The 18,100-nt window shown below is 63.3% G+C and carries 17 protein-coding genes; 6 read left to right on the forward strand and 11 right to left on the reverse strand.

Going from position 1 to position 18,100, the window contains the following annotated elements; genetic code table 11:
• Nucleotides 1–21 precede the first annotated feature (21 nt).
• On the forward strand, nt 22–624 hold the full coding sequence (locus QQ658_RS06435) for a NifU family protein (protein ID WP_286026825.1): 603 nt from the start codon (nt 22–24) through the stop codon (nt 622–624).
• Between the two features lie 16 nt (nt 625–640).
• On the opposite strand, the gene QQ658_RS06440 is transcribed toward QQ658_RS06435, so the two are convergent.
• From QQ658_RS06440 to QQ658_RS06485, 10 genes are all read right to left on the reverse strand, one after another.
• On the reverse strand, nt 641–1,147 hold the full coding sequence (locus tag QQ658_RS06440) for a YbhB/YbcL family Raf kinase inhibitor-like protein (protein ID WP_286026826.1): 507 nt from the start codon (nt 1,145–1,147) through the stop codon (nt 641–643).
• 54 nt (nt 1,148–1,201) lie between these two features.
• Nucleotides 1,202–1,342 carry a hypothetical protein gene (locus tag QQ658_RS06445; RefSeq protein WP_286026827.1) on the reverse strand — a complete coding sequence of 47 codons (141 nt, stop codon included), beginning with the start codon at nt 1,340–1,342 and terminating at the stop codon, nt 1,202–1,204.
• Nucleotides 1,343–1,351: 9 nt separating this feature from the next.
• On the reverse strand, nt 1,352–1,774 hold the full coding sequence (locus QQ658_RS06450) for a VOC family protein (protein WP_286026828.1): 423 nt from the start codon (nt 1,772–1,774) through the stop codon (nt 1,352–1,354).
• Nucleotides 1,775–1,802: 28 nt separating this feature from the next.
• Nucleotides 1,803–2,216, reverse strand: a complete 414-nt coding sequence (locus tag QQ658_RS06455) for a helix-turn-helix transcriptional regulator (RefSeq protein WP_286026829.1) — start codon at nt 2,214–2,216, stop codon at nt 1,803–1,805.
• Nucleotides 2,217–2,238: 22 nt separating this feature from the next.
• On the reverse strand, nt 2,239–3,621 hold the full coding sequence (locus tag QQ658_RS06460; RefSeq protein ID WP_286026830.1) for an MmgE/PrpD family protein: 1,383 nt from the start codon (nt 3,619–3,621) through the stop codon (nt 2,239–2,241).
• 242 nt (nt 3,622–3,863) lie between these two features.
• Entirely contained in the window at nt 3,864–4,853 is a 990-nt protein-coding gene (locus QQ658_RS06465; RefSeq protein WP_286026831.1) for a polysaccharide deacetylase family protein, read from the reverse strand.
• The gene (locus tag QQ658_RS06470) at nt 4,850–5,698 is read right to left on the reverse strand and encodes a polysaccharide deacetylase family protein (protein WP_286026832.1); all 849 of its coding nucleotides are present in this window, start codon (nt 5,696–5,698) and stop codon (nt 4,850–4,852) included. The genes QQ658_RS06465 and QQ658_RS06470 overlap by 4 nt, the downstream gene beginning before the upstream one ends.
• A complete protein-coding gene (locus QQ658_RS06475; RefSeq protein ID WP_286026833.1) occupies nt 5,695–6,567 on the reverse strand; it encodes an ABC transporter substrate-binding protein in 873 nt (290 codons plus the stop codon). Before QQ658_RS06475 ends, QQ658_RS06470 begins: the two co-directional genes overlap by 4 nt.
• A gap of 51 nt (nt 6,568–6,618) precedes the next feature.
• Nucleotides 6,619–7,332, reverse strand: coding sequence for an amino acid ABC transporter ATP-binding protein (locus QQ658_RS06480; RefSeq protein ID WP_286027050.1), 714 nt, complete (start codon nt 7,330–7,332; stop codon nt 6,619–6,621).
• Between the two features lie 95 nt (nt 7,333–7,427).
• Nucleotides 7,428–8,318, reverse strand: a complete 891-nt coding sequence (locus QQ658_RS06485; protein WP_286026834.1) for an amino acid ABC transporter permease — start codon at nt 8,316–8,318, stop codon at nt 7,428–7,430.
• Between the two features lie 262 nt (nt 8,319–8,580).
• Here QQ658_RS06485 and QQ658_RS06490 point away from each other — a divergent pair, with 262 nt between their 5' ends.
• The 4 genes from QQ658_RS06490 to QQ658_RS15405 all read left to right on the forward strand — a co-directional run bounded on the left by QQ658_RS06490 (nt 8,581) and on the right by QQ658_RS15405 (nt 13,260).
• Nucleotides 8,581–9,483, forward strand: a complete 903-nt coding sequence (locus QQ658_RS06490; protein ID WP_286026835.1) for a CHAD domain-containing protein — start codon at nt 8,581–8,583, stop codon at nt 9,481–9,483.
• 50 nt (nt 9,484–9,533) lie between these two features.
• Nucleotides 9,534–9,815, forward strand: a complete 282-nt coding sequence (locus tag QQ658_RS06495) for a type II toxin-antitoxin system Phd/YefM family antitoxin (protein WP_286026836.1) — start codon at nt 9,534–9,536, stop codon at nt 9,813–9,815.
• On the forward strand, nt 9,812–10,216 hold the full coding sequence (locus QQ658_RS06500) for a type II toxin-antitoxin system VapC family toxin (RefSeq protein ID WP_286026837.1): 405 nt from the start codon (nt 9,812–9,814) through the stop codon (nt 10,214–10,216). Before QQ658_RS06495 ends, QQ658_RS06500 begins: the two co-directional genes overlap by 4 nt.
• Nucleotides 10,217–10,386: 170 nt before the next feature.
• Nucleotides 10,387–13,260, forward strand: coding sequence for an SNF2-related protein (locus tag QQ658_RS15405; RefSeq protein WP_353057949.1), 2,874 nt, complete (start codon nt 10,387–10,389; stop codon nt 13,258–13,260).
• Between the two features lie 1,159 nt (nt 13,261–14,419).
• Here the strand turns inward: QQ658_RS15405 and QQ658_RS06515 are convergent.
• On the reverse strand, nt 14,420–16,120 hold the full coding sequence (locus tag QQ658_RS06515; protein ID WP_286027052.1) for a DNA methyltransferase: 1,701 nt from the start codon (nt 16,118–16,120) through the stop codon (nt 14,420–14,422).
• Nucleotides 16,121–16,310: 190 nt separating this feature from the next.
• Here QQ658_RS06515 and QQ658_RS06520 point away from each other — a divergent pair, with 190 nt between their 5' ends.
• On the forward strand, nt 16,311–18,092 hold the full coding sequence (locus QQ658_RS06520) for a restriction endonuclease (RefSeq protein WP_502928940.1): 1,782 nt from the start codon (nt 16,311–16,313) through the stop codon (nt 18,090–18,092).
• Nucleotides 18,093–18,100: the final 8 nt, after the last annotated feature.

The raw sequence follows: 18,100 nt of genomic DNA on the forward strand, positions 1-18,100 counted from the left end.
CCTCCAGTGGCGTCCCATCCCATGGCATCGCGAGAGACCGGCCACGTGTCTGCCGGCGAAGACGATGAGATGCGTCCGGTCGCCATGCACCCCGAGCCCGTGCCGCATGATCCGGCGGCGCTGCGCTGGGTCGTCGGCGGCGCACAGCTGTCGTCCGGTTTACTGACGGACGCACCCGGGCGGCTCGGCGAGATGCTTCACGCCCAGGTCATTTCCAAGGCGATAGTCGAGCCCGGAGCGGTATGGCTATGGGTGGCCGACGGATCGTCCTGGCACGATATCGGCGCCGAGACCAGGGAAGCCCTCACACAGGCACTTTCGCACCCCGAGCTTTGGACGATTGTCCCGGACGATGACCAGGTGCTCCGGCTGGTCGCGACCGATGTGATTTCCGGTCAGCTGGCCGACTGGATCGCCTCGCATGGGGGACGAATTACATTGGTGGACGCCGGCCACGACACCATCAAGGTTTCACTGGAGGGCAACTGCAAGGGCTGCCCGGCAGCGGGCCTCACCATGCATGGGCGAATCCAGACCGCCGTCAGCAAGCGGCTGGGGCATGCGGTCTCGGTAACCGCTTGCACACCGCCTGTCAGGCACCGCTGGAGCAGACGAAACAAGTAGCTGGCCCCCAACCGCTCTACGTCTCGCTGCTGTAGGTGGCCTTCAGCGTGTACTCGTCGAGAACATGCCCGTCCATCTTGCGGTAAAGCACGTTGTAGTTGAACCCATCGTCCAAGTCGAGTTCGGTGTCCAGGGCATAGACGTGCAACTCGTAGATGTGCTCGCCGTCCGAGGGGGCCGGTCCGCCGTACCTGCTGCATTCCTCGCGGGAAAGATTCCCGCCTTGCGGGCTGATCCAGCTGTTGACGCCTTGCACCCAGCCCTGCGCGTCCATGCTTTCGTTCTCGGCAAGATCCCGTTTGGTGATGTTCGCGGCAGTCCAGTGAATCCACGAGAACCCGCCATTGGAGGGAAAGTCGTCTTTATCCTCCAGCACCAGGGCGAAAGACTCCGTTCCCGCCGGTACGCCTTCGATCTTGATGGGCATGGAGTACGTCGGCACCCCATGCGCGCTGACCGGCCCGCGCATCCCGTATTTGTCGCCGATAACGCCGTCTTCCACGGCCTTGCTGGTGACAATCATCATTTCTCCCTTGACCGACGACCGCTGTCCGCGAAAGACGCTACCTTATGAGCGTTATTCGCCGACTGCGCGCCTCACGAGGTCGCGTAGCCGCTGCTCGACCTCGCCGGTGGCATTGATCACGGCGAATGACGTCGCCCACATATCGCCGTCGTTCAGGGTGGCGTCTTCGCTGAATCCGTTCTTGTCAGCCATGTCAGTGCCTCACTTCTTACTCGGTTTGTTTTCCTGAATGCGGATGAGGTTGCCTGCCGGGTCGCGGATTGCGGCATCGCGCAGCCCGTAATCTTGTTCGATCGGTTCTTGGACGATCTCGGCTCCGGCCGCCTCGAGTTTTTCGAAGGTGGCGTCCAAGTCATCGGTGGCCAGATTGATGCCGAAGATTGTGCCCTTGGCGACCAGGTCGACAACGAACTGGCGGTCTTCGTCCGACACTCCGTTGCCGACACCGGCCGGGTGCAGCACGATCGCGGTGTCTGGCTGGTTGGGCGGCCCGACGGTGATCCATCGCATCTGCTCGTAGCCGACATCGAGACGAACCTCGAATCCCAGCACGTCGCGGTAGAACCTGAGTGACTCGTCCGCGTCGAGCTGCGGAAGGAAACTGGAATGAATAGTGATGGTCATGTCATTCAGGCTACGGGGCGTGGCCTGCTCAGACTTCTCGATTCCTGACCGGTTTGGTTATCTGTTTGGCGATGCAAGGCAGCATTCCCGGCCGGAATGGTGCATCCCGCCTGCGGTAGACGCTCGGTGGTACTCCCACCGGCTCGGTGAAGCGAGTGCTGAAGGTGCCCAGCGACGAGAAACCCACCTCGAAACAGACGTCGGTGACCGAGAGATCGCCGCGCCGTAGCAGCGCCATGGCCCGCTCGACCCGTCGTGTCATCAGGTATTGATAAGGCGATTCGCCGTAGACCCGTTTGAATTCCCGGCTGAGATGCCCGGACGACAGGTACACCTCGCGCGCCAGCGACTCCACATCGAGCGGCCGGGCGTACTCGCGGTCGATGCGGTCGCGCACCCTCCTCAGCAGCACGAGGGTAACTATGTCAGGACGCTGCGCCATGGCACCATTGTCCGCCCCTGGGCTACGCCTCGTCCCAGGCTTCGCGCAGGGCAGCCATCAGATTGTCGCGCCCGGTCTCGGCGTGGACGTCCGGAAATTCCGGGATCACGCCCGGCCCCAACTCCTGTACCCAGTCGACGATCAGCTGCGTCGCCTCGGCTCCGATCCTCGGGCTCACCAGGCGGACGAACTTCGTCAGCACATCGTCCCAGCCGAAAGGCGTCTCCTCATTGCCGCGGGCCTCGGTGCGGTCGATGACGTAGTCGCTGTTCGCGCCGGCCACCGTGACCTTCACCTCTTCGGACGACATGGCGTCGCTGGTCATGATCTCGATCTGTTCGGCTATCTGCGCGACGTCCGGATCGTGGTAGTCCTCGAAGGTGTCGGGATCGAGCGGCCTGCCGAGCAACAAAAAGGCGAGCGCGATCGGCAGGCTCATCCTGGCGGCCTCGACGCTCGCGGGATTGGGTGGGCAGATCATCGGCGCCAGGAACGGTGCTATCTCGATGCGGATGTGTTCGACCTCACCGGCATGGATCAGCCCCTGTTCGACCCCCTCCACGATGCCGTCGATCGAGGCATGGGTACTGCGGCAGGAGGCATACATTTTGATGGCCGAATGATTCGCCCACCAGCGCACACCGAGGTCTTCGGTCAGCGTCTCGGGACGGCAGCGGTCGTTGCCGTGCGTGGTGAAGAAGCCTCCCCAGACCGGCTCGAAGATCTTGGTGGGGCCGCTCGCCCCGGCTCGCGCCAGCAGCGCGGCCTGCAGGCCCGAGCCAGCCGCCTCGGCCACGTGAAGCTGCTTCGCCATCGAACCGTCGGCGGCGAATGCCCACGTGCCGCCACTTGAATCTGCGGCGAGCGAGAGCGCCGCCGCACATTGCGATTCGTTCAGATGGAGCGCGCGAGCGGCCGCCGCTGCGGCCGCGAAGACGCCGCAGGTGCCGGTCGAATGCCAACCGGATCCGTTGTGCGCGTCGTAGCCGCCCAGCGAGTTCTGCAACCTGCGGCCGAGCTCGTAACCCGCAGTCATCGCGCACAGCAGATCGTCGCCGCTGGCAAGGGCGCCGGGTTCGCTCAGCAGGGCCAGCAAAGTCGGTACGACCACGGCACCGGTGTGGTCGCAGCCCTCGGTGTCGTCGATCTCGGACGCGTGCGCCGCCACGGCGTTCACCCGCGCCGCATCGCGGATGTCGCGTGGTCGGCCCGACACCAGGACGGGCACCGAGCCCGCCGCGTCGAACGCCTGCTCAGCCACGAGCACAGGGCCGCGTCCATCACCGATGACGATCGCTCCGATGGTGTCGAGCAGATGGGTGCGCATCTTCTCGATCACCGGACGAGGGATGCCGGTGGGCTTCGGATTCGCGAGCCAGCTCCCGAGGGATTCGACCAGCGTCATACAAGCATCTTCTTTCGATTTCATCGTTGCTTAGGACGTGATGAAAAGTTGGCGCGTCGAGTAGCGACACGCAGCGATAGTTTTTCGGAGGGTCCTTAGGCCTGCTGCCGGTAGATTTGAACCGCCAGCAAGCATACTGCGACCGAGCATCTCGGAGGCTTCATTGCCAGACACGTGGGTAGCAGACCCGATCACTGGCCGAGTTCGGCTCGTGTGTTCTACCGACGAACATATCCGAAGCCTCATTGCCGGTGAGTCAGCCGCATCGACAGGTCGTAGGGATTGCTTTCGGTACGGTCGCTCGGGAAACCTCGGGTCAGCTCGTCCAGTCGATCACAACTTGCTACCCAGACGCCTTCGGTGCTCAGCACCTTGCCCAAGAACCGGTCAAGCATCCGAGCCCGGCTCGCAATGCCCATCACCTCGGCATTGAGCCGCAGGTGCAGCAATGTGCCGTACTGGGCGGCGCCCTGCAACTCGTAGCCCCAGTTCTCTTCGACGAACTCCAGCGGCGTGATGCGGGACCCGCCGGGTGGGAACGGGGGATCGAGATTAAAGCCCAGGTACTGGTTGTCGTCCAGTTCGTATTTGAACGGGATCTCCGTGAGACCCGATTGCCCGAGCGAATAAGGAAGTTCGCTGTAGGGCAGGGACGACGACCAGCTGAAGCCCGCCGCCGCCATCGCGTCCGGGAAACCAGGTGCCCACTCACCGGCCGGAATGCGGAAGCCGTTGCATGCGCCGAGCCGATCCTCGCGCGCATCGGCTACCTCAAATGCTCGAGCCGGCGCAGCGTCGTGCGTTGAGGGGCCGGAAGAGTGCCGGGGATCAGCGTCCGGCATCTGATCGATTGGGGCAGGTCGGTTCCGGAGAGCATCGATGATCGCGTCTCGTCCGTTGACCATCTCGGCGATCTGTTCATCGGCTTGCAGCCGGTCGAAGTCCAGATGCTTGTCGCCGTGGACGCCGATGCCATGGCCGCGCGCAGCTATCTCGCGAACCAGTTCGGGGTAGCGCCGGGCGATCTCGCCGGGTATGAACCAGTCGGCGTGCAGATCATGCTTGCCGAGCACGCGCAGCAGCCGTCCGGCACCATGCTCGGGCCCGTACAGCCCGACCGAGCGCGATTTGAGACGGTGCACGTTCTCCGGGTTTTCAGCCAGCAGCGGCAGATCGCCATCGATGTCTATGGTCAGAAGGAAGGCAAATGTGGAGTCGTCCGGCCAGATCATTGCGCGCTCACCTGCTCGCTATTGCTCCGGACGAACTCGGCCACCACCTGATCGGCGCGCAGTATCCGAAGGTCATCGCGCGCGGCAAGCGAACCGATGAACTCGTCCAGCACGACTGCGCGTCCAGCCGTGCCCATCACCTTCGGATGCCAGATGGTCGCCACGGTCAATCCTTCGTCTGCGGCGGCATCGATCTCCTCGCGCCAGCTACGGAAAGCCGCAGCATAGGGCGCCACCCGGTCGAGAGTGCCCGGGAAATCGGGGCCTCGGGTGTAGGCGAACACCGAATAGTCGTCGAACAGCGATTTGGCGGGCACCTCGACCAGCGGCAGATGCTCATGGAAGTAGGGTGCATCGGCACCACGGAACGAACTCGAATAGGTGTACCCGTACTCCAACAACAGTTCGGGGGTTTCGGGCGCGAGATCACCCGATGGCGCCCGGAAGCCCAACGCCTGCTGCCCCAGAATCTCGCGGAACGTCTGCTGGCTGGTGCGCAAAATGGCAGCCTGGTCGTCCCGGGATTTGCCCCAGAACATCTCGTGAATATCGCCGTGCCCGGCTATCTCATGACCCTCGGCAAGGATCCGACAGCACAGCTCGGGCCAGGTCCGCACCACCCAGGCCGGGGTGAAAAAGGTGGCGCTGACTCCATGGGAGCGCAGAATATCGAGAATGCGCGGCACTGCCGTAAGTCCGTCGAAGGCACCGAATGAGAAGTAGCCCGGACGACGCCAGATGCTGCCATCGATCATGGCGTCGCCGGTGGGCCCGTCGAAATCAAACGCCAAAATGACCTGGGCGGACCGGTCGCCCACCCAGGTCGTCGAAGGCTCCAAGGTCACGCCGTGACTCCATTGATGACCGGCTCCATGAGTGACTCATCCAGTCCGTACTTGGCCAGCAGCTCGGCAGTGGTGCCATCGTCATACATGGCCTGAAGCTGGGCGAGCAGGGCATCGGCCATCTCGGAGTTGCCCTTCTTCACCAGGATGCCGAAGGGCGACTCGGCGAAGTTGTCCAGCACGACCTCGTACTTGCCGGGGTCGGTGGTAGCGAAATAGGCGAGATTCGGGTTGCCCTGAACGGCGAGCTGCGCTCGTCCCTGGTCGAGTTGCAGACGTGCCGCTGCTCCCGAATCGGCGCCGACCAGCTCGATCGGGTCGAGCCCTGCGGACTCGCACACATCTTTGGTCATCTGCTCGAGGGCGGGGTAGTAGTCGGTCTTGGTGCTCACGGCCACCGACGTGCCGCACAGATCGGTCATCTCGGTGAAGTCGCCCGCGAGTTCGGTGGTGGTGTAGAACTGCCCCCACGACTTGAAGTAGTCGACGAAGTCGACGGTCTCTTGGCGCTCCACGGTGTCGGAGAGACCGGAGATCGCGATATCGACACGATCGGTACGAACCGAGTTGAGCACCTGGTCGAACTTCTGTTCTTCGATCTTGACGTCATAGCCCATCCGGCCGGCGATCTCATTGAGAACGTCGATGTCGAACCCGACCAGATCGTCGCCGTCCATGTACTCCATCGGCGGGAAATCGGGGGACAGCCCGACGGTCAGCGTGCCCTCGGTGATGGTGCTGATGGCACCGTCCGCACTGCCTTCACCGGCTGAACCGGACGCCGAACCGTCACTCGAGCCGCCGCAACCGGCGAGCAGCGCCACCGCCATACCGGAGGCCACGACAGCGGATGAGATGGTGTGTTTCATGGTGTTCCTTCTTGTTTGTGGTGCCTTGGGTGTCGGATGCCCCGCGGCGGCCTATTTGAGCACGCGTGACAGGAACGCCCGGGTGCGTTCCTGCTGCGGATTGTCGATGACTTCTGCGGGTGTGCCTTGTTCGACGATGTCGCCGGCGTCCATGAACACGACACGATCCGCGACTTCGCGGGCGAAACCGATCTCGTGGGTGACCACGATCATGGTCAGGCCTCCACGGGCGAGATCTTTCATGACGTTGAGCACGTCGTCCACGAGTTCGGGATCGAGCGCCGAGGTGGGCTCGTCGAAAAGCATGAGTTCGGGCGACATGGCCAGCGCGCGGGCGATCGCGACGCGCTGCTGCTGACCGCCGGAGAGCTGGCTGGGATAGGAATCACCGCGGTCACCGAGACCCACCTGATCGAGCAGCCGCTGCCCGATGGCTACGGCATCGGCGGTCTTGGTGCCCTTGACGATGCGCTGGGCATAGATGATGTTGCCCATCACGGTCATGTGCGGGAACAGATTGAACCGCTGGAAGACCATGCCCATCCGGGCGCGCTGCACCGCGATCTGATCCTCGGTGAGCTCATGCAAGACCTTCGGATCTTTGCTGTCGGGCCGGAAGCCGATGATGTCGTCGCCGACATGGACGAAGCCCGAGGTCGGCGGTGAGATGAAGTTGATGGCCCGCAGCAGGGTCGATTTGCCCGATCCGGATGGGCCGAGGATGCAGACGACTTCGCCGGGATAGATATCGAGGTCGATGCCCATCAGCACTTCCTGCAGCCCGAACGACTTGCGGATATCGCGCAGCCGGACGAGCGGCTGCTTCTCGTCCAGTGGAGTGACGTTCACCTGTGGAGTGCTCACTTGGTCCTCCCGGGGGTTCCGAAGAAGGTCTTGACGCGCTGGATGGGGGTCGGCGGCAGGTCGGAGGTTGTCGAGCCGCGCGCGAAGTGCCGCTCGATGTAGTACTGGAAGATCGACAGCACCGACACGGCGATCAGATACCAGGCGGCCGAGACAAGCAGCAACTCCATGATCATGTTGTTGACCAAGTAGATGTGCTGGGCCTCGTTGAGGATCTCGCTGGCGCCGATCGCCGAGGCCATCGACGTGGTTTTCAGCATGCCGATGACCTCGTTGCCGATGGGCGGCAAGATCACCCGCATCGCCTGAGGCAGCACGACGGTTCGCATGATGGTGAAACCCTTGACCCCGAGCGCTTTGGCCGCCTCGGTCTGGCCTTCGTCCACCGAGAGGATGCCGCCACGGACGATCTCGGCCGTGTAGGCGGCCTGGTTGAGGCCGAGCCCGAGGATTGCGGCGATGGTCGGGGTCACCAGGTCGACCGTGCGTGCCTCGAACAGGCCCGGGATGCCGATGGTCGGGAAGATGAGTGCCACGTTGAACCACAACAGAAGCTGCAGATACACCGGCGTCCCGCGGAAGAACCAGACGAAGATCCAAGCCACGCTGGAAACGACGGGGTTCTTCGCCAGCCGCATGACGGCGATGATGACGCCGAGAACGATGCCGATGGCCATGGAGACGACGGTCAAGATGAGCGTGAAGACGAAGCCGGTGAGGATCGCTTTGACCGTGAAGTATTCGGCAACCACATCCCAGGAGATCTGGCCATTTGCGAAGGCGGCAACGATGAAGGCGAAGATCGCCAGCACGACGACTGCAGCAAAATAGCGGCCGACGTGCTTGAGCTTGACAACCCGGTAATCGGATCCAGCCGAGATGGCCATGGTCAGCCTTCCTTGATTGCGAACGATCGTTGAGGCAGAAGACCTCAGGACGCAATAGGTCGCGCTGAGCTTTCTGTCGACGTCAGCGGTGCCGCCCAGTTAAGGACACCGCGCACCCGATGATTGTAGGGGCAGGCGCCCCGCCGGTCCTACAGGATCCACTGCGTGGCCGGGGACATGCAGTTAAAGCACGGCGCCGACAGGACGCCTGCCGTTTCGGCGGGTTCTCGGCTCTGCGTCGGCCCAAAAGTAGGATGGGCGCATGTCACAGGCGGCACGCAGCGTGCAGGACTATTGGGACAGTCAGCTCGCCCTGCTGCGAGAACTTCCCCGGGCGCTTGAGGCCGATGAGCCCGATTCCCTGCACGACCTGCGAGCCGCCGGCCGCCGCTCCAAGGCAACTCTGCGAGCCTTCCGGCCGCTGCTTCGTCCGAAGCTCATCGGGCAGGTGATACCTGAACTCGACTGGTTCAATTCCGAGCTCGGCGAGGCCCGGGATGCCGAGGTCATCCACGAGGAGCTGGCCGAGCTTTTCGCCGGTCATCCGCAGGCGCAACCCGTGCTGGACGATTGGGCCGGGCGCCGGGATGCGTTGCGCGCCAGGGCCATGGAGATGGTCGCCGGCGACCGGGCCGCGCTGCTGATGGAGAAACTCGACAGCCTGGTCACACAACCGTGGCGGCGCTCGGTGCGCAGGAGCGGCAAGGGGCCTGGCACCAAGCAGATTCTGGCGCGCGCAGGTTGGGCCGAGCGGCGGGTTGGCAAGGCCTGGCGACAGGTGGACGACGACCCCGGCGAGCATACCGCCGGCCTTCACCGGGTGCGACGGCGGGCCAAGGCCGCCCGTTACGTCTACGAATCGGTTGCCGATAGTGACTCGGCCGCAACCGAGAAGGTGGACCACTACGCGCAGTTGAGCCAGCTGTTGGGTGTCGTCCAAGACGCCGTCATTGTTGAGCGGGCCTTGACGCCATACCCCGCAGAACTGGCCGAGATCGCGTTGGATCAGCTCCACCGCAAAGCGGCGCAGGCCGAAGAACAGGCGCGAACGGAGCAGTTCGCCGCCGGGGCGCACCGGCAATCTGAGTTGGTCGCTCAAGCAGATCGCAGTACCGATGATCAGGACTTTGTCGAGGCTATCTCTGTTCCGTGGGATGACGATTGAATCGCGAGTGAGATCGTCCAGAAGCGTCGCACGGGCGCTACACTTTTTGCATGAGTGCGATCGAACCCGAGGTGGAGACGCTATCGCAGCGTGAATTGCGCAATGAATCCGGACGTGTGCTTCGAGAGGTGAGCGAAGGACGCTCATTTGTCGTAACCAACAGCGGGGTTCCCGTCGGGAAGCTCATTCCTTTTGGAGGGCCCAATCCCACCTTGGCGATCACGCGGCCCGCGCGACGCCAAGGCGGATGGACCGACCTGTCGATTGAGCGAAAGCATGCTGACAGGACTGTGTCCGAGATGCTCGACGAACTTCGCGCGGATCGACCGTGACCTCGCGGCCGATTGTCTATGTTGATACGTCTGCTCTGGGCGCGCTGCTCATCGACCAGCCAGAGAGCAATGCGCTTCTGCGCTGGCTCGATCAGACATCGGGCACACTCGTTTCCAGCGATCTACTCGAGACAGAGTTGCGCCGACTCGCGGTTCGAGAAGACCTCGATCAATCGGACGCGACCGTATTGCTTGATGGCGTGGCGCTCGCCGCACTTGACCGGGCGATCTACCGCAACGCGGGTTTCTTGCCGATGCGGTATTTGCGAGCCTTGGATGCATTGCATGTGGAGGCAGCCATTCGGCTCAACGCCGATGCGATTCTCACTTACGATCACCGGCTCCGCGACGCAGCCCAATCGATAGGGCTGGACGTCATCTCGCCTGGGAGCGAAGATTAGCCGAGCGCGCGGGTGGGTATAGCTCCTGCTGACAGGACTTTGTAATGCAAATCGTGTCGGAACCCTATTTCGTGGCCGTGAACAAATGGCCGGGTGCTGTGAGGTCAGACAGAATCCACTAGGGTGAGGGCTGATTCTGGCGTTCATGTTGCAAGGGGAGCATCTGCCGTATGTCCGTATCCACCGACCTGGATGTTGCGCCGGGGTCCATCATCCAGGTCAGAGACGAAGAGTGGCTTGTCACTTCGGTGGACAGCACGGCCGACGGCCAGCTACTGCAGGTGACCGGTACCTCCGAATTGGTGCGGGGCACCACCGCGAACTTCTACCCGAGTATCGATCGGGTGGTCCCGCTCAATCCCGCGGACGCCCGGGTGATCGCCGACGCGTCGCCGCATTACCGCAAAGCCCGGCTGTGGCTGGAGTCGACCATCCGCAAGACCGCGACTCCCGCCAACCTTCCCGATATGGTGGTCTCCGATGGTGCACTGGCTGATCCGCTGCCGTACCAGCACACCGCCGTCGAGAAGGCCCTCGACCCCAACCACCTGCGCACCCGCATCCTGCTGGCCGATGCCGTCGGCCTGGGCAAGACGCTTGAGATCGGCATGATCTTGTCCGAGCTGATCCGCCGGGGCCGCGGCGAACGCATCCTGATCGTCTGCCCGCGCCACGTGCTCGAGCAGACCCAGAACGAAATGTGGTCTCGCTTCGATATCCCGTTCGTCCGGCTCGACTCGCTGGGCGTGCAGCGGGTGAAGCAGAAGATCCCCGCCAACCGCAATCCGTTCACCTTTTACAAGCGGGTCATCATCTCCATCGACACCCTCAAACAGGACCGCTTCGCAGGCGACCTGCGCAAACATCACTGGGATATAGTGGTCATCGACGAGTCGCACAATGTGACGAACTCGTCGTCCAAGAACAATTCGCTGGCGCGGGTGCTCGCCCCCAACACCGACGCCATGATCCTCGCCTCGGCGACCCCGCACAACGGCAAAAAGGAATCCTTCGCCGAACTCATCCGGCTGCTGGAGCCGACCGCGGTCAGCCCTGCGGGCGACCTCAACCCCGACGACCTGAAGTCTTTGGTGGTGCGCCGGCACCGCAATTCGGACGAGGTGGCCAGCGTGGTGGGCGCCGACTGGGCCGAACGCCTGCCACCCAATAACGTCCTGGTCGACGCCTCACCCGCCGAGAACGCGGTGGCCGATGAACTGGCCACCACCTGGCTACACCCGACCTGCGGCATATCGCCCTATTCGGGCGCCACCATCGGGCTATTCCCCTGGACGCTGGCCAAGGCCTACTTGTCGTCCCCGGCCGCGCTTGAGGAGACCATCGACAACCGGCTGCGTGGCCTGACCTCAGCTGAGCCGACGCAGGCCCGCGAGATCGCCGCGCTCACCAGGCTGCGAGAGCTCAATCAGCTGAGCTTCGATCATTCGGCGAAGTACCACAAGCTCGTCCACTACCTGCGTTCGATCGGTGTCGCCAAGAACTCACCCGAACGCGCCGTGGTGTTCTCCGAACGGGTGCCCACCCTGGGCTGGCTGCGCACCAAGTTCACCCATGACCTCAAGCTGAAACCCGAGCAGGTCGCGATCTTGCATGGCGGCATGACCGACCTCGACCAGCAGAACATCGTCGAAAGCTTCAAGCAGGCGTCCTCGCCGATCCGCCTACTGATCACCGGTGATGTCGCCTCCGAGGGTGTCAACCTGCATCTGCAGTGCCACGAGCTCATTCACTACGACATTCCCTGGTCGCTGATCCGCATCGAGCAGCGCAACGGGCGCATCGACCGCTACGGGCAGCGGCATCGTCCGCAGATCACCACCTTGCTGCTCAACCCCAGCACCGAAGACTGGACCGGCGATATTCACGTACTGCAGTTGCTGCTGCAAAAAGAGCAGCAGGCCCACCAGGCGCTCGGTGATGCCGCCAGCCTAATGGGGGAGTACTCCGCGACCGCCGAAGAAAACGCCATCCGCGATGTACTGGCCCACCGCAAGAACTTCGATGATGTGGTCAAAGACCCCGCCGATCTCACCGGCGACCCGGACGACTCGCTGGCCGCCTTCCTCGATCTGATCGGTTCCGACTCGGTCGAGGCCACTTCGACTGAGCGGAAGCCACCAAGCCGCGACCCGCTCTACCCGAAGGCCGTCGATTTCCTGCGTGAGGCGGTCGAGGACTACTACCAGGGCAATCAATCCAAGGCCCCCGGCGACGCTGGCGCGGGAGGCATCTCATGGAAAGAATTCCCGGCCGAGCATCTGGTGGAGTTCGTGCCGCCTGCCGATCTGAGGGCCCGGCTCGAGGTATTGCCCGACTCCTACCTCAGGCAGCGTCACGTGCTGCAGAGGATCAAGCTGGCCACCACGAAGTCAGAGGCCGACCGACTACTCAAGAACGCTCTGAACGACGAGAACGGATCGAGCTGGCCGGAGGCGCACTATCTCGGCCCGCTACATCCGGTGCTCGACTGGGCGGCCGACCGCTGTTTGGCGGCACTATCGCGCAACGAGATCTTCGCGGTGCGCGGCGCCGTGCAGCATCCGAATGTGCTGACGGTCGGCACCATCACCAATAAACGCGGCCAGGTGATCTCGGCGGTGTGGATGTCGGTGATGTTCAATCCGGACGACTTCTTTGTCTCGCCGGTCATTCACGATTCGAGTTTCGCGATGTTCAGGGCCATGGGCCTGGATGGTGATCTCAACAATCCAGGACCGGTCGCAGGCATCGACGACCTGCAAGAGCTGATTTCGCGCGCCGTGCGAAAGGCTGCTGACTATCTCGAATACGTTGGGCAGGCCTCCATGGACGACACCCAGCATAGGGTGCAGGCCTGGAATCAGCAGATCGAGACCTGGTCGGCGCAGGCGGCACAGCTGCCGCTTATCGGTTCGATGAAACGCAGACGGATGGCCGTCGAGCAGGAGCGGGAGCTGATCGCACAGATGTCTCCCGACCGCAGACTGGTTCGTCCGCTGCTGGTGGTGGTGCCGGCGAATACCCCGGTGGAAGGTGGCAATTAGATGGCCAGCAGCGATGCATTGCGGGTTGTCGAGGACTTCGTGGCCGAGCACTATTTCACCTCGGACGCCACGAATGAGACCTTTCACAAGCGGGTGATCGAGCGCCGCAAGGTGTGGGACGCCACGTCGGAAGACACCTCGCGTTCCCGACTGACGGCCGCGCACGGCGATCTGCTGACCGCAATGGCCGGACTGTATCCGGACGCCACCAGCGGTGAGGCCGGTAACAATGGCCGACAGCTGGTCGACGACGATCTTCGTCCGAAAGTCGCCGATCTGTACGGGAGGCTTCGTCACGTCCTTGGTTTCGGCACCGGTGAGTTCCATCATGAGACTTCCGGCCCGGTGCACCGCTACGCAGCCCATGGGGTGAACGAGTTTCCGCTGGCCATCGTGGACGCGGTACCCGTGCCTTCGCTGGAGGATCTGTTCATCAAGGGTGCCCCGACCCTGCTGACGCCCTGGCTGCCGGACGATGAGCCCGGAACCAAGCAGGTTCGCTCGGTCTCCGAGGCGTTGTCCGCGCTGTTCGTGGAGCGCGACGCGACCCCGCCCGCCGAGTTCGCGCTGGTGCTCGCCGGACGCTGGATCATCGTCACCGAGGCGGCACGCTGGCAGCAGGGCCGCTATCTCGGTGTCGACCTGCAGACCGTGCTCGACCGCAACGAGACCAAACGCGGCGGCGAAGTCGATACCGCGTTGTGCTGCATCGACGCCGGTTCGCTGGGTCCCGACGAGGCTGGTGCCATCTGGTGGCGCGACACCCTGGACGACTCGGCCCGGCACACCGTCGGGGTCAGCGCCGACCTGCGCGAAGGCGTGCGAACCTCGATCGAGATCATCGCCAACGATGTGGTCAACCGCCGCCGCAAGCTAGGTCTGCCCCCGCTGCCCGACAACCAGGCGCAGCCGCTGGCGAAACAGTCGCTGCGATTCTTGTACCGGATTTTGTTCCTGCTCTATGCAGAGGCCTCCCCGCAACTGGGCATCCTGCCTCTCGGCGCACCCGAATACGAGGCCGGGTATTCCATCGACCGGCTGCGCGACCTCATACAGGTGAAACTCACCAGCACCAAATCCCGTCAGGGCACCCATCTCTACGATTCGCTGGGTGTGCTGTTCCGGCTGATCGACCAGGGCCACGGCTACGCCACCCGCGTCACCGACTCCGGTTTCCCCGACCCCGCCCTGGACGAGCCGACTGACGAACTCGGCTCCGGGGCCGCAACGCACGGCCCCGACGAGACATCCGGCGAAACCGCCACCGGTCGGGCCGAATCGTCCCCTGAGCATGCCAGAGGGCCAGCATCCACCATGGATTGCCCTCGGCAAGCAGTGCCTCCACATCCCCGCGCGGCCTGACCCAGGGAGGATTCCCGACCTGGAGGTCGAAACCGCCCCTACCGAAGACCGGGGCGAGATTCAGTTCCCAGTGGAAGAAGCCTTGCTGGGCCGCCACGTTTTCGCATACCTGCAGCCAGGGGTGCGCCTCGATCACCTGGGATACGTGGTCGGCGGCACCCGCACCGGCCAGCTGGAAGTTCTCCTGATCGGCCAGCGCCTGCCACGCGTTCGCCGGGGCGAGCTGATCCTGGTCGTCCGAAACCATCCGGCCGCGAGACTTCGCCTGCTGGTGAGTGCCGAGAATCTGCTCACAGCACTCGATCCACTCCCCCAAGCTGGGCGGCTTCACCTGAACTTGCGTGAGCGGCCAGAACCACAGTGCACACCAGGCGTCCATCACCCGGTGCAGCCGCCGATACGCGCCATCCGGGTCGGCCAGCGACTGCTCGATCTGTTCCCGGGTCACATACCTCGCCGGAGTGTCATCCTGGGCCTGGCCCCACAGCCCGATGGTGCGCCTGGTCTGCTGATCGGCGATCACCAAACGCCGGTAGGCCATCGTCCACAATTCTTCGACCTGATAGCCCAGCGCGACCAGCCGGTTGATCTCACCGTTCGAGGGCTTGACCCTGACCTTTTTCCGCCAATCCTTAAGGGCCTTCACTCGGTCGGGAACCAGCTTCTTCGCTTCTTTGGACACAGCGGTAGAGCCCCAGCCCTCGGCGGGCAGCAGCCAATGCGGCACCAAACCCTGAGCCTTGGTCTGGGTCGGTGAATCGTCCCGCACTTTTTCGGCGATGTCGGTAAGCGGCACATCGGTGGCGGGTTGGTTCAGCCACGACTTGTCGGCGAGCTGATCCCTGCGATAGCAGGCCCTTCTGGCGCCGATCAGCGAATTACCGCGGCGCAGATGCAGCCCGAACCACGGTGCCTGCAGGCCCTGGGTCATGGTGTCGAGCCACAGGGTGATCTCGGCGAACTCCACCGCGGCCTCGTTGAGGTCGACACCGTACACCTGGTGCAGCGCGATCGACGCCTTGACCTTCTGCAGTTCGGCGGGGCGATCCTCCGGATCGACCGTGCGGCCCAGCTCGTGCTCCTTGCGGGTGAGGTATTGCTCGGCCAGCTGCCTGGTGGCCTCGATGGCGAATGCGCCCGAGCCGAGCGCCGGCTCGCAGATCGTGAGATCGAGGATCTCGTCGGCCGGGGTGGTTACGCCGTCCTGGTCGAGCAGTTCGTCCAGCGCCTGCCCGACGGTAAACCGGGTCAGCACCTCCGGGGTGTAATACGAGGCGGACTGCTGGCGTTCCCGGCCCGACAGCCGGAAGACGAATTCGCCGGTGCCGTAGCGCCGGGGCGCCCGCTCACCGGTGTCCGGGTCTTCGACGGTGACGAAATCCTTCTGCTCGATGTCACCTGCCCGGTCGACCGGCACCACCCACGATCCCTCGCTCAGGTCGCCGTCGTGGGCCACCTCGTAGAGCTCCTGGGAGGCGACGAAGCCGGTGTAGCTCATCAGGCCCTCGTAGACCGCGCCCAGCTGGTTGATGCCGAGCTCGACGTAGCTGATGAAGCCGCGCTCTCGTCGGTTCTGCTCCTTGGTGAGCAGCAGCCGGGACAGCACCTGCTGCAACGCCCGGTTGCCCAGCAAGCCCTCCGAGGCTGCGAAGTCCGAAAAGCGCGAATCAACGCTGTCGTTGCCCGGCATGGTCGATGCCGTGCTGGACGGTACCGGCGATGTCGCTGGGCTCGCCGCCTACGTCGGTGATGCCACTAATTACCCGTTGCTCGCCGGTCTGCAGCCCGACCTCTATCGCTGCTTCATGGCCCAGGTTTGGGCCCACCAATCCGGGCGCGGCATCTCGTCGCTGGTGCACCCCGAGACCCATTTCACCGACGAGAAAGCGGGAAGACTCCGCGAGAACACCTATTTCAGGTTGCGTCGTCATTGGCAGTTTGAGAATCAGTTGAAACTGTTCCATGAAATCGGCAACCTGATCTCTTATGGCGTGCATGTTTATGGTGCTCCGGGCACTGTTGCGTTCGATCACGCGACTGCGCTCTACCACCCGGCAACTATCGTGAGTTCCTACCGGCACAATGGTGATGGGGACGAACCGGGCTTCAAATTTGACGGACATTGGGACACCAGGCCGCATCGAGCGCGAATTCAGCGCGTGACGGACGAGACCCTCGCACTCTGGCGCGACGTGCTTGAATCTCCAGGCAGTCCGCTGCAGCACACCCGAATGCTTTATACCGTGAACCGAGGAGTCTCCGATGTCCTGACTCGCGTCGCTCGCGCTGATCGCATCGGATCCCTCGATCTGCATTTCTCACGTGGCTGGGACGAATCCATCGACCGCAAGAAGGGGTACTTCGTAAAGAGGTGGGGCGCACCGGAGACATGGAGAGATGCCATTTTGCAGGGACCGCACCTATTTGTCGCGAATCCCATGTATGAGTCGCCAAATAGGGGGCTAAAGAGCCACAGAGACTGGTCGCATGTTGACCTAGAGCAGTTAGCGACCGACGCAGTACCGACAACGGGCTACAAACCCGCTGGTGACCGTGCCAGATATGACCGGGACTACACCCACTGGTCCGACAACCCCGACCCCGCGACCGCCGGTTTTGGTTCGAGCGAGACCTATTGGGAGAACGAGCCAGCCCGGGATCACTACCGAGTCGCCTGGCGCAGTATGGCAAATAACACCGGAGAGCGGACCCTGATACCCGCGATAATTCCGCCGGGCTCTGCGCACCCAAACGGTGTGTTCTGCGTTGGAGCACATTCGAACCAAGAACTCGCGTTGGCCGCAGGCGCTGTCAGCTCGCTGATTTCAGATTTCTCTGTGCGGGCATCACCCAAAAGCGGCATCTATCAAGGTGTATTTGAACGCCTCCCGCTCCCACCCCTTAATCACCCGCTGATCCCTGCCTTGATCCTGCGCACTCTGAGGCTCAACTGCCTGACCAGCGCCTACGCCGACCTCTGGTCCGACTGCTTCGACCCTGCCTTCCAAGCCGATTCCTGGACCAGCACCGAGCACACTGTCACCGAGCTGGGCGATGTCTCGTCCGAATGGAACAAGACGACCCCGCTGCGCCGGGACTCGGATCGTCGCCAGGCTCTGGTGGAGATCGACGCACTGGCGGCGCTGATGCTGGGCATCCCCGCCGAGGAATTGTGCACGGTCTACCGAACTCAGTTCGGGGTGCTAAATGAATACGACACCGGGATTGGAAAGTCGAAGTACATCTTCGACCGCAACGGCCGGATCATCCCGAACACCGTCTACGCCACCTGGAAGAAGAAGGGCGACGCCATCACCGGGGCCGAGCGCACCGCGACCAACGCGTCGGGGCGCACCTACATCTATGAGCTGCCGTTCATCACCTACGACCGGGAGGCCGATATGACGACGGCCTATCACGAGTTCGAGCGCAGGCTGGAAGCCGTCGGCGGATACGAGCCCGAATCATGAGCAAGTTA

The organism is Propionimicrobium sp. PCR01-08-3 (assembly GCF_030286045.1).
GTDB lineage: Bacteria > Actinomycetota > Actinomycetes > Propionibacteriales > Propionibacteriaceae > Brooklawnia.

Coding starts and splice junctions, on each gene's coding strand:
- QQ658_RS06435 (WP_286026825.1), top strand. CDS start 22: ATGGCATCGCGAGAGACCGGCCACGTGTCTGCCGGCGAAGACGATGAG.
- QQ658_RS06440 (WP_286026826.1), bottom strand. CDS start 1,147: ATGATTGTCACCAGCAAGGCCGTGGAAGACGGCGTTATCGGCGACAAA.
- QQ658_RS06445 (WP_286026827.1), bottom strand. CDS start 1,342: ATGGCTGACAAGAACGGATTCAGCGAAGACGCCACCCTGAACGACGGC.
- QQ658_RS06450 (WP_286026828.1), bottom strand. CDS start 1,774: ATGACCATCACTATTCATTCCAGTTTCCTTCCGCAGCTCGACGCGGAC.
- QQ658_RS06455 (WP_286026829.1), bottom strand. CDS start 2,216: ATGGCGCAGCGTCCTGACATAGTTACCCTCGTGCTGCTGAGGAGGGTG.
- QQ658_RS06460 (WP_286026830.1), bottom strand. CDS start 3,621: ATGACGCTGGTCGAATCCCTCGGGAGCTGGCTCGCGAATCCGAAGCCC.
- QQ658_RS06465 (WP_286026831.1), bottom strand. CDS start 4,853: ATGATCTGGCCGGACGACTCCACATTTGCCTTCCTTCTGACCATAGAC.
- QQ658_RS06475 (WP_286026833.1), bottom strand. CDS start 6,567: ATGAAACACACCATCTCATCCGCTGTCGTGGCCTCCGGTATGGCGGTG.
- QQ658_RS06480 (WP_286027050.1), bottom strand. CDS start 7,332: ATGGGCATCGACCTCGATATCTATCCCGGCGAAGTCGTCTGCATCCTC.
- QQ658_RS06485 (WP_286026834.1), bottom strand. CDS start 8,318: ATGGCCATCTCGGCTGGATCCGATTACCGGGTTGTCAAGCTCAAGCAC.
- QQ658_RS06490 (WP_286026835.1), top strand. CDS start 8,581: ATGTCACAGGCGGCACGCAGCGTGCAGGACTATTGGGACAGTCAGCTC.
- QQ658_RS06495 (WP_286026836.1), top strand. CDS start 9,534: ATGAGTGCGATCGAACCCGAGGTGGAGACGCTATCGCAGCGTGAATTG.
- QQ658_RS15405 (WP_353057949.1), top strand. CDS start 10,387: ATGTCCGTATCCACCGACCTGGATGTTGCGCCGGGGTCCATCATCCAG.
- QQ658_RS06515 (WP_286027052.1), bottom strand. CDS start 16,120: ATGAGCTACACCGGCTTCGTCGCCTCCCAGGAGCTCTACGAGGTGGCC.
- QQ658_RS06520 (WP_502928940.1), top strand. CDS start 16,311: ATGGTCGATGCCGTGCTGGACGGTACCGGCGATGTCGCTGGGCTCGCC.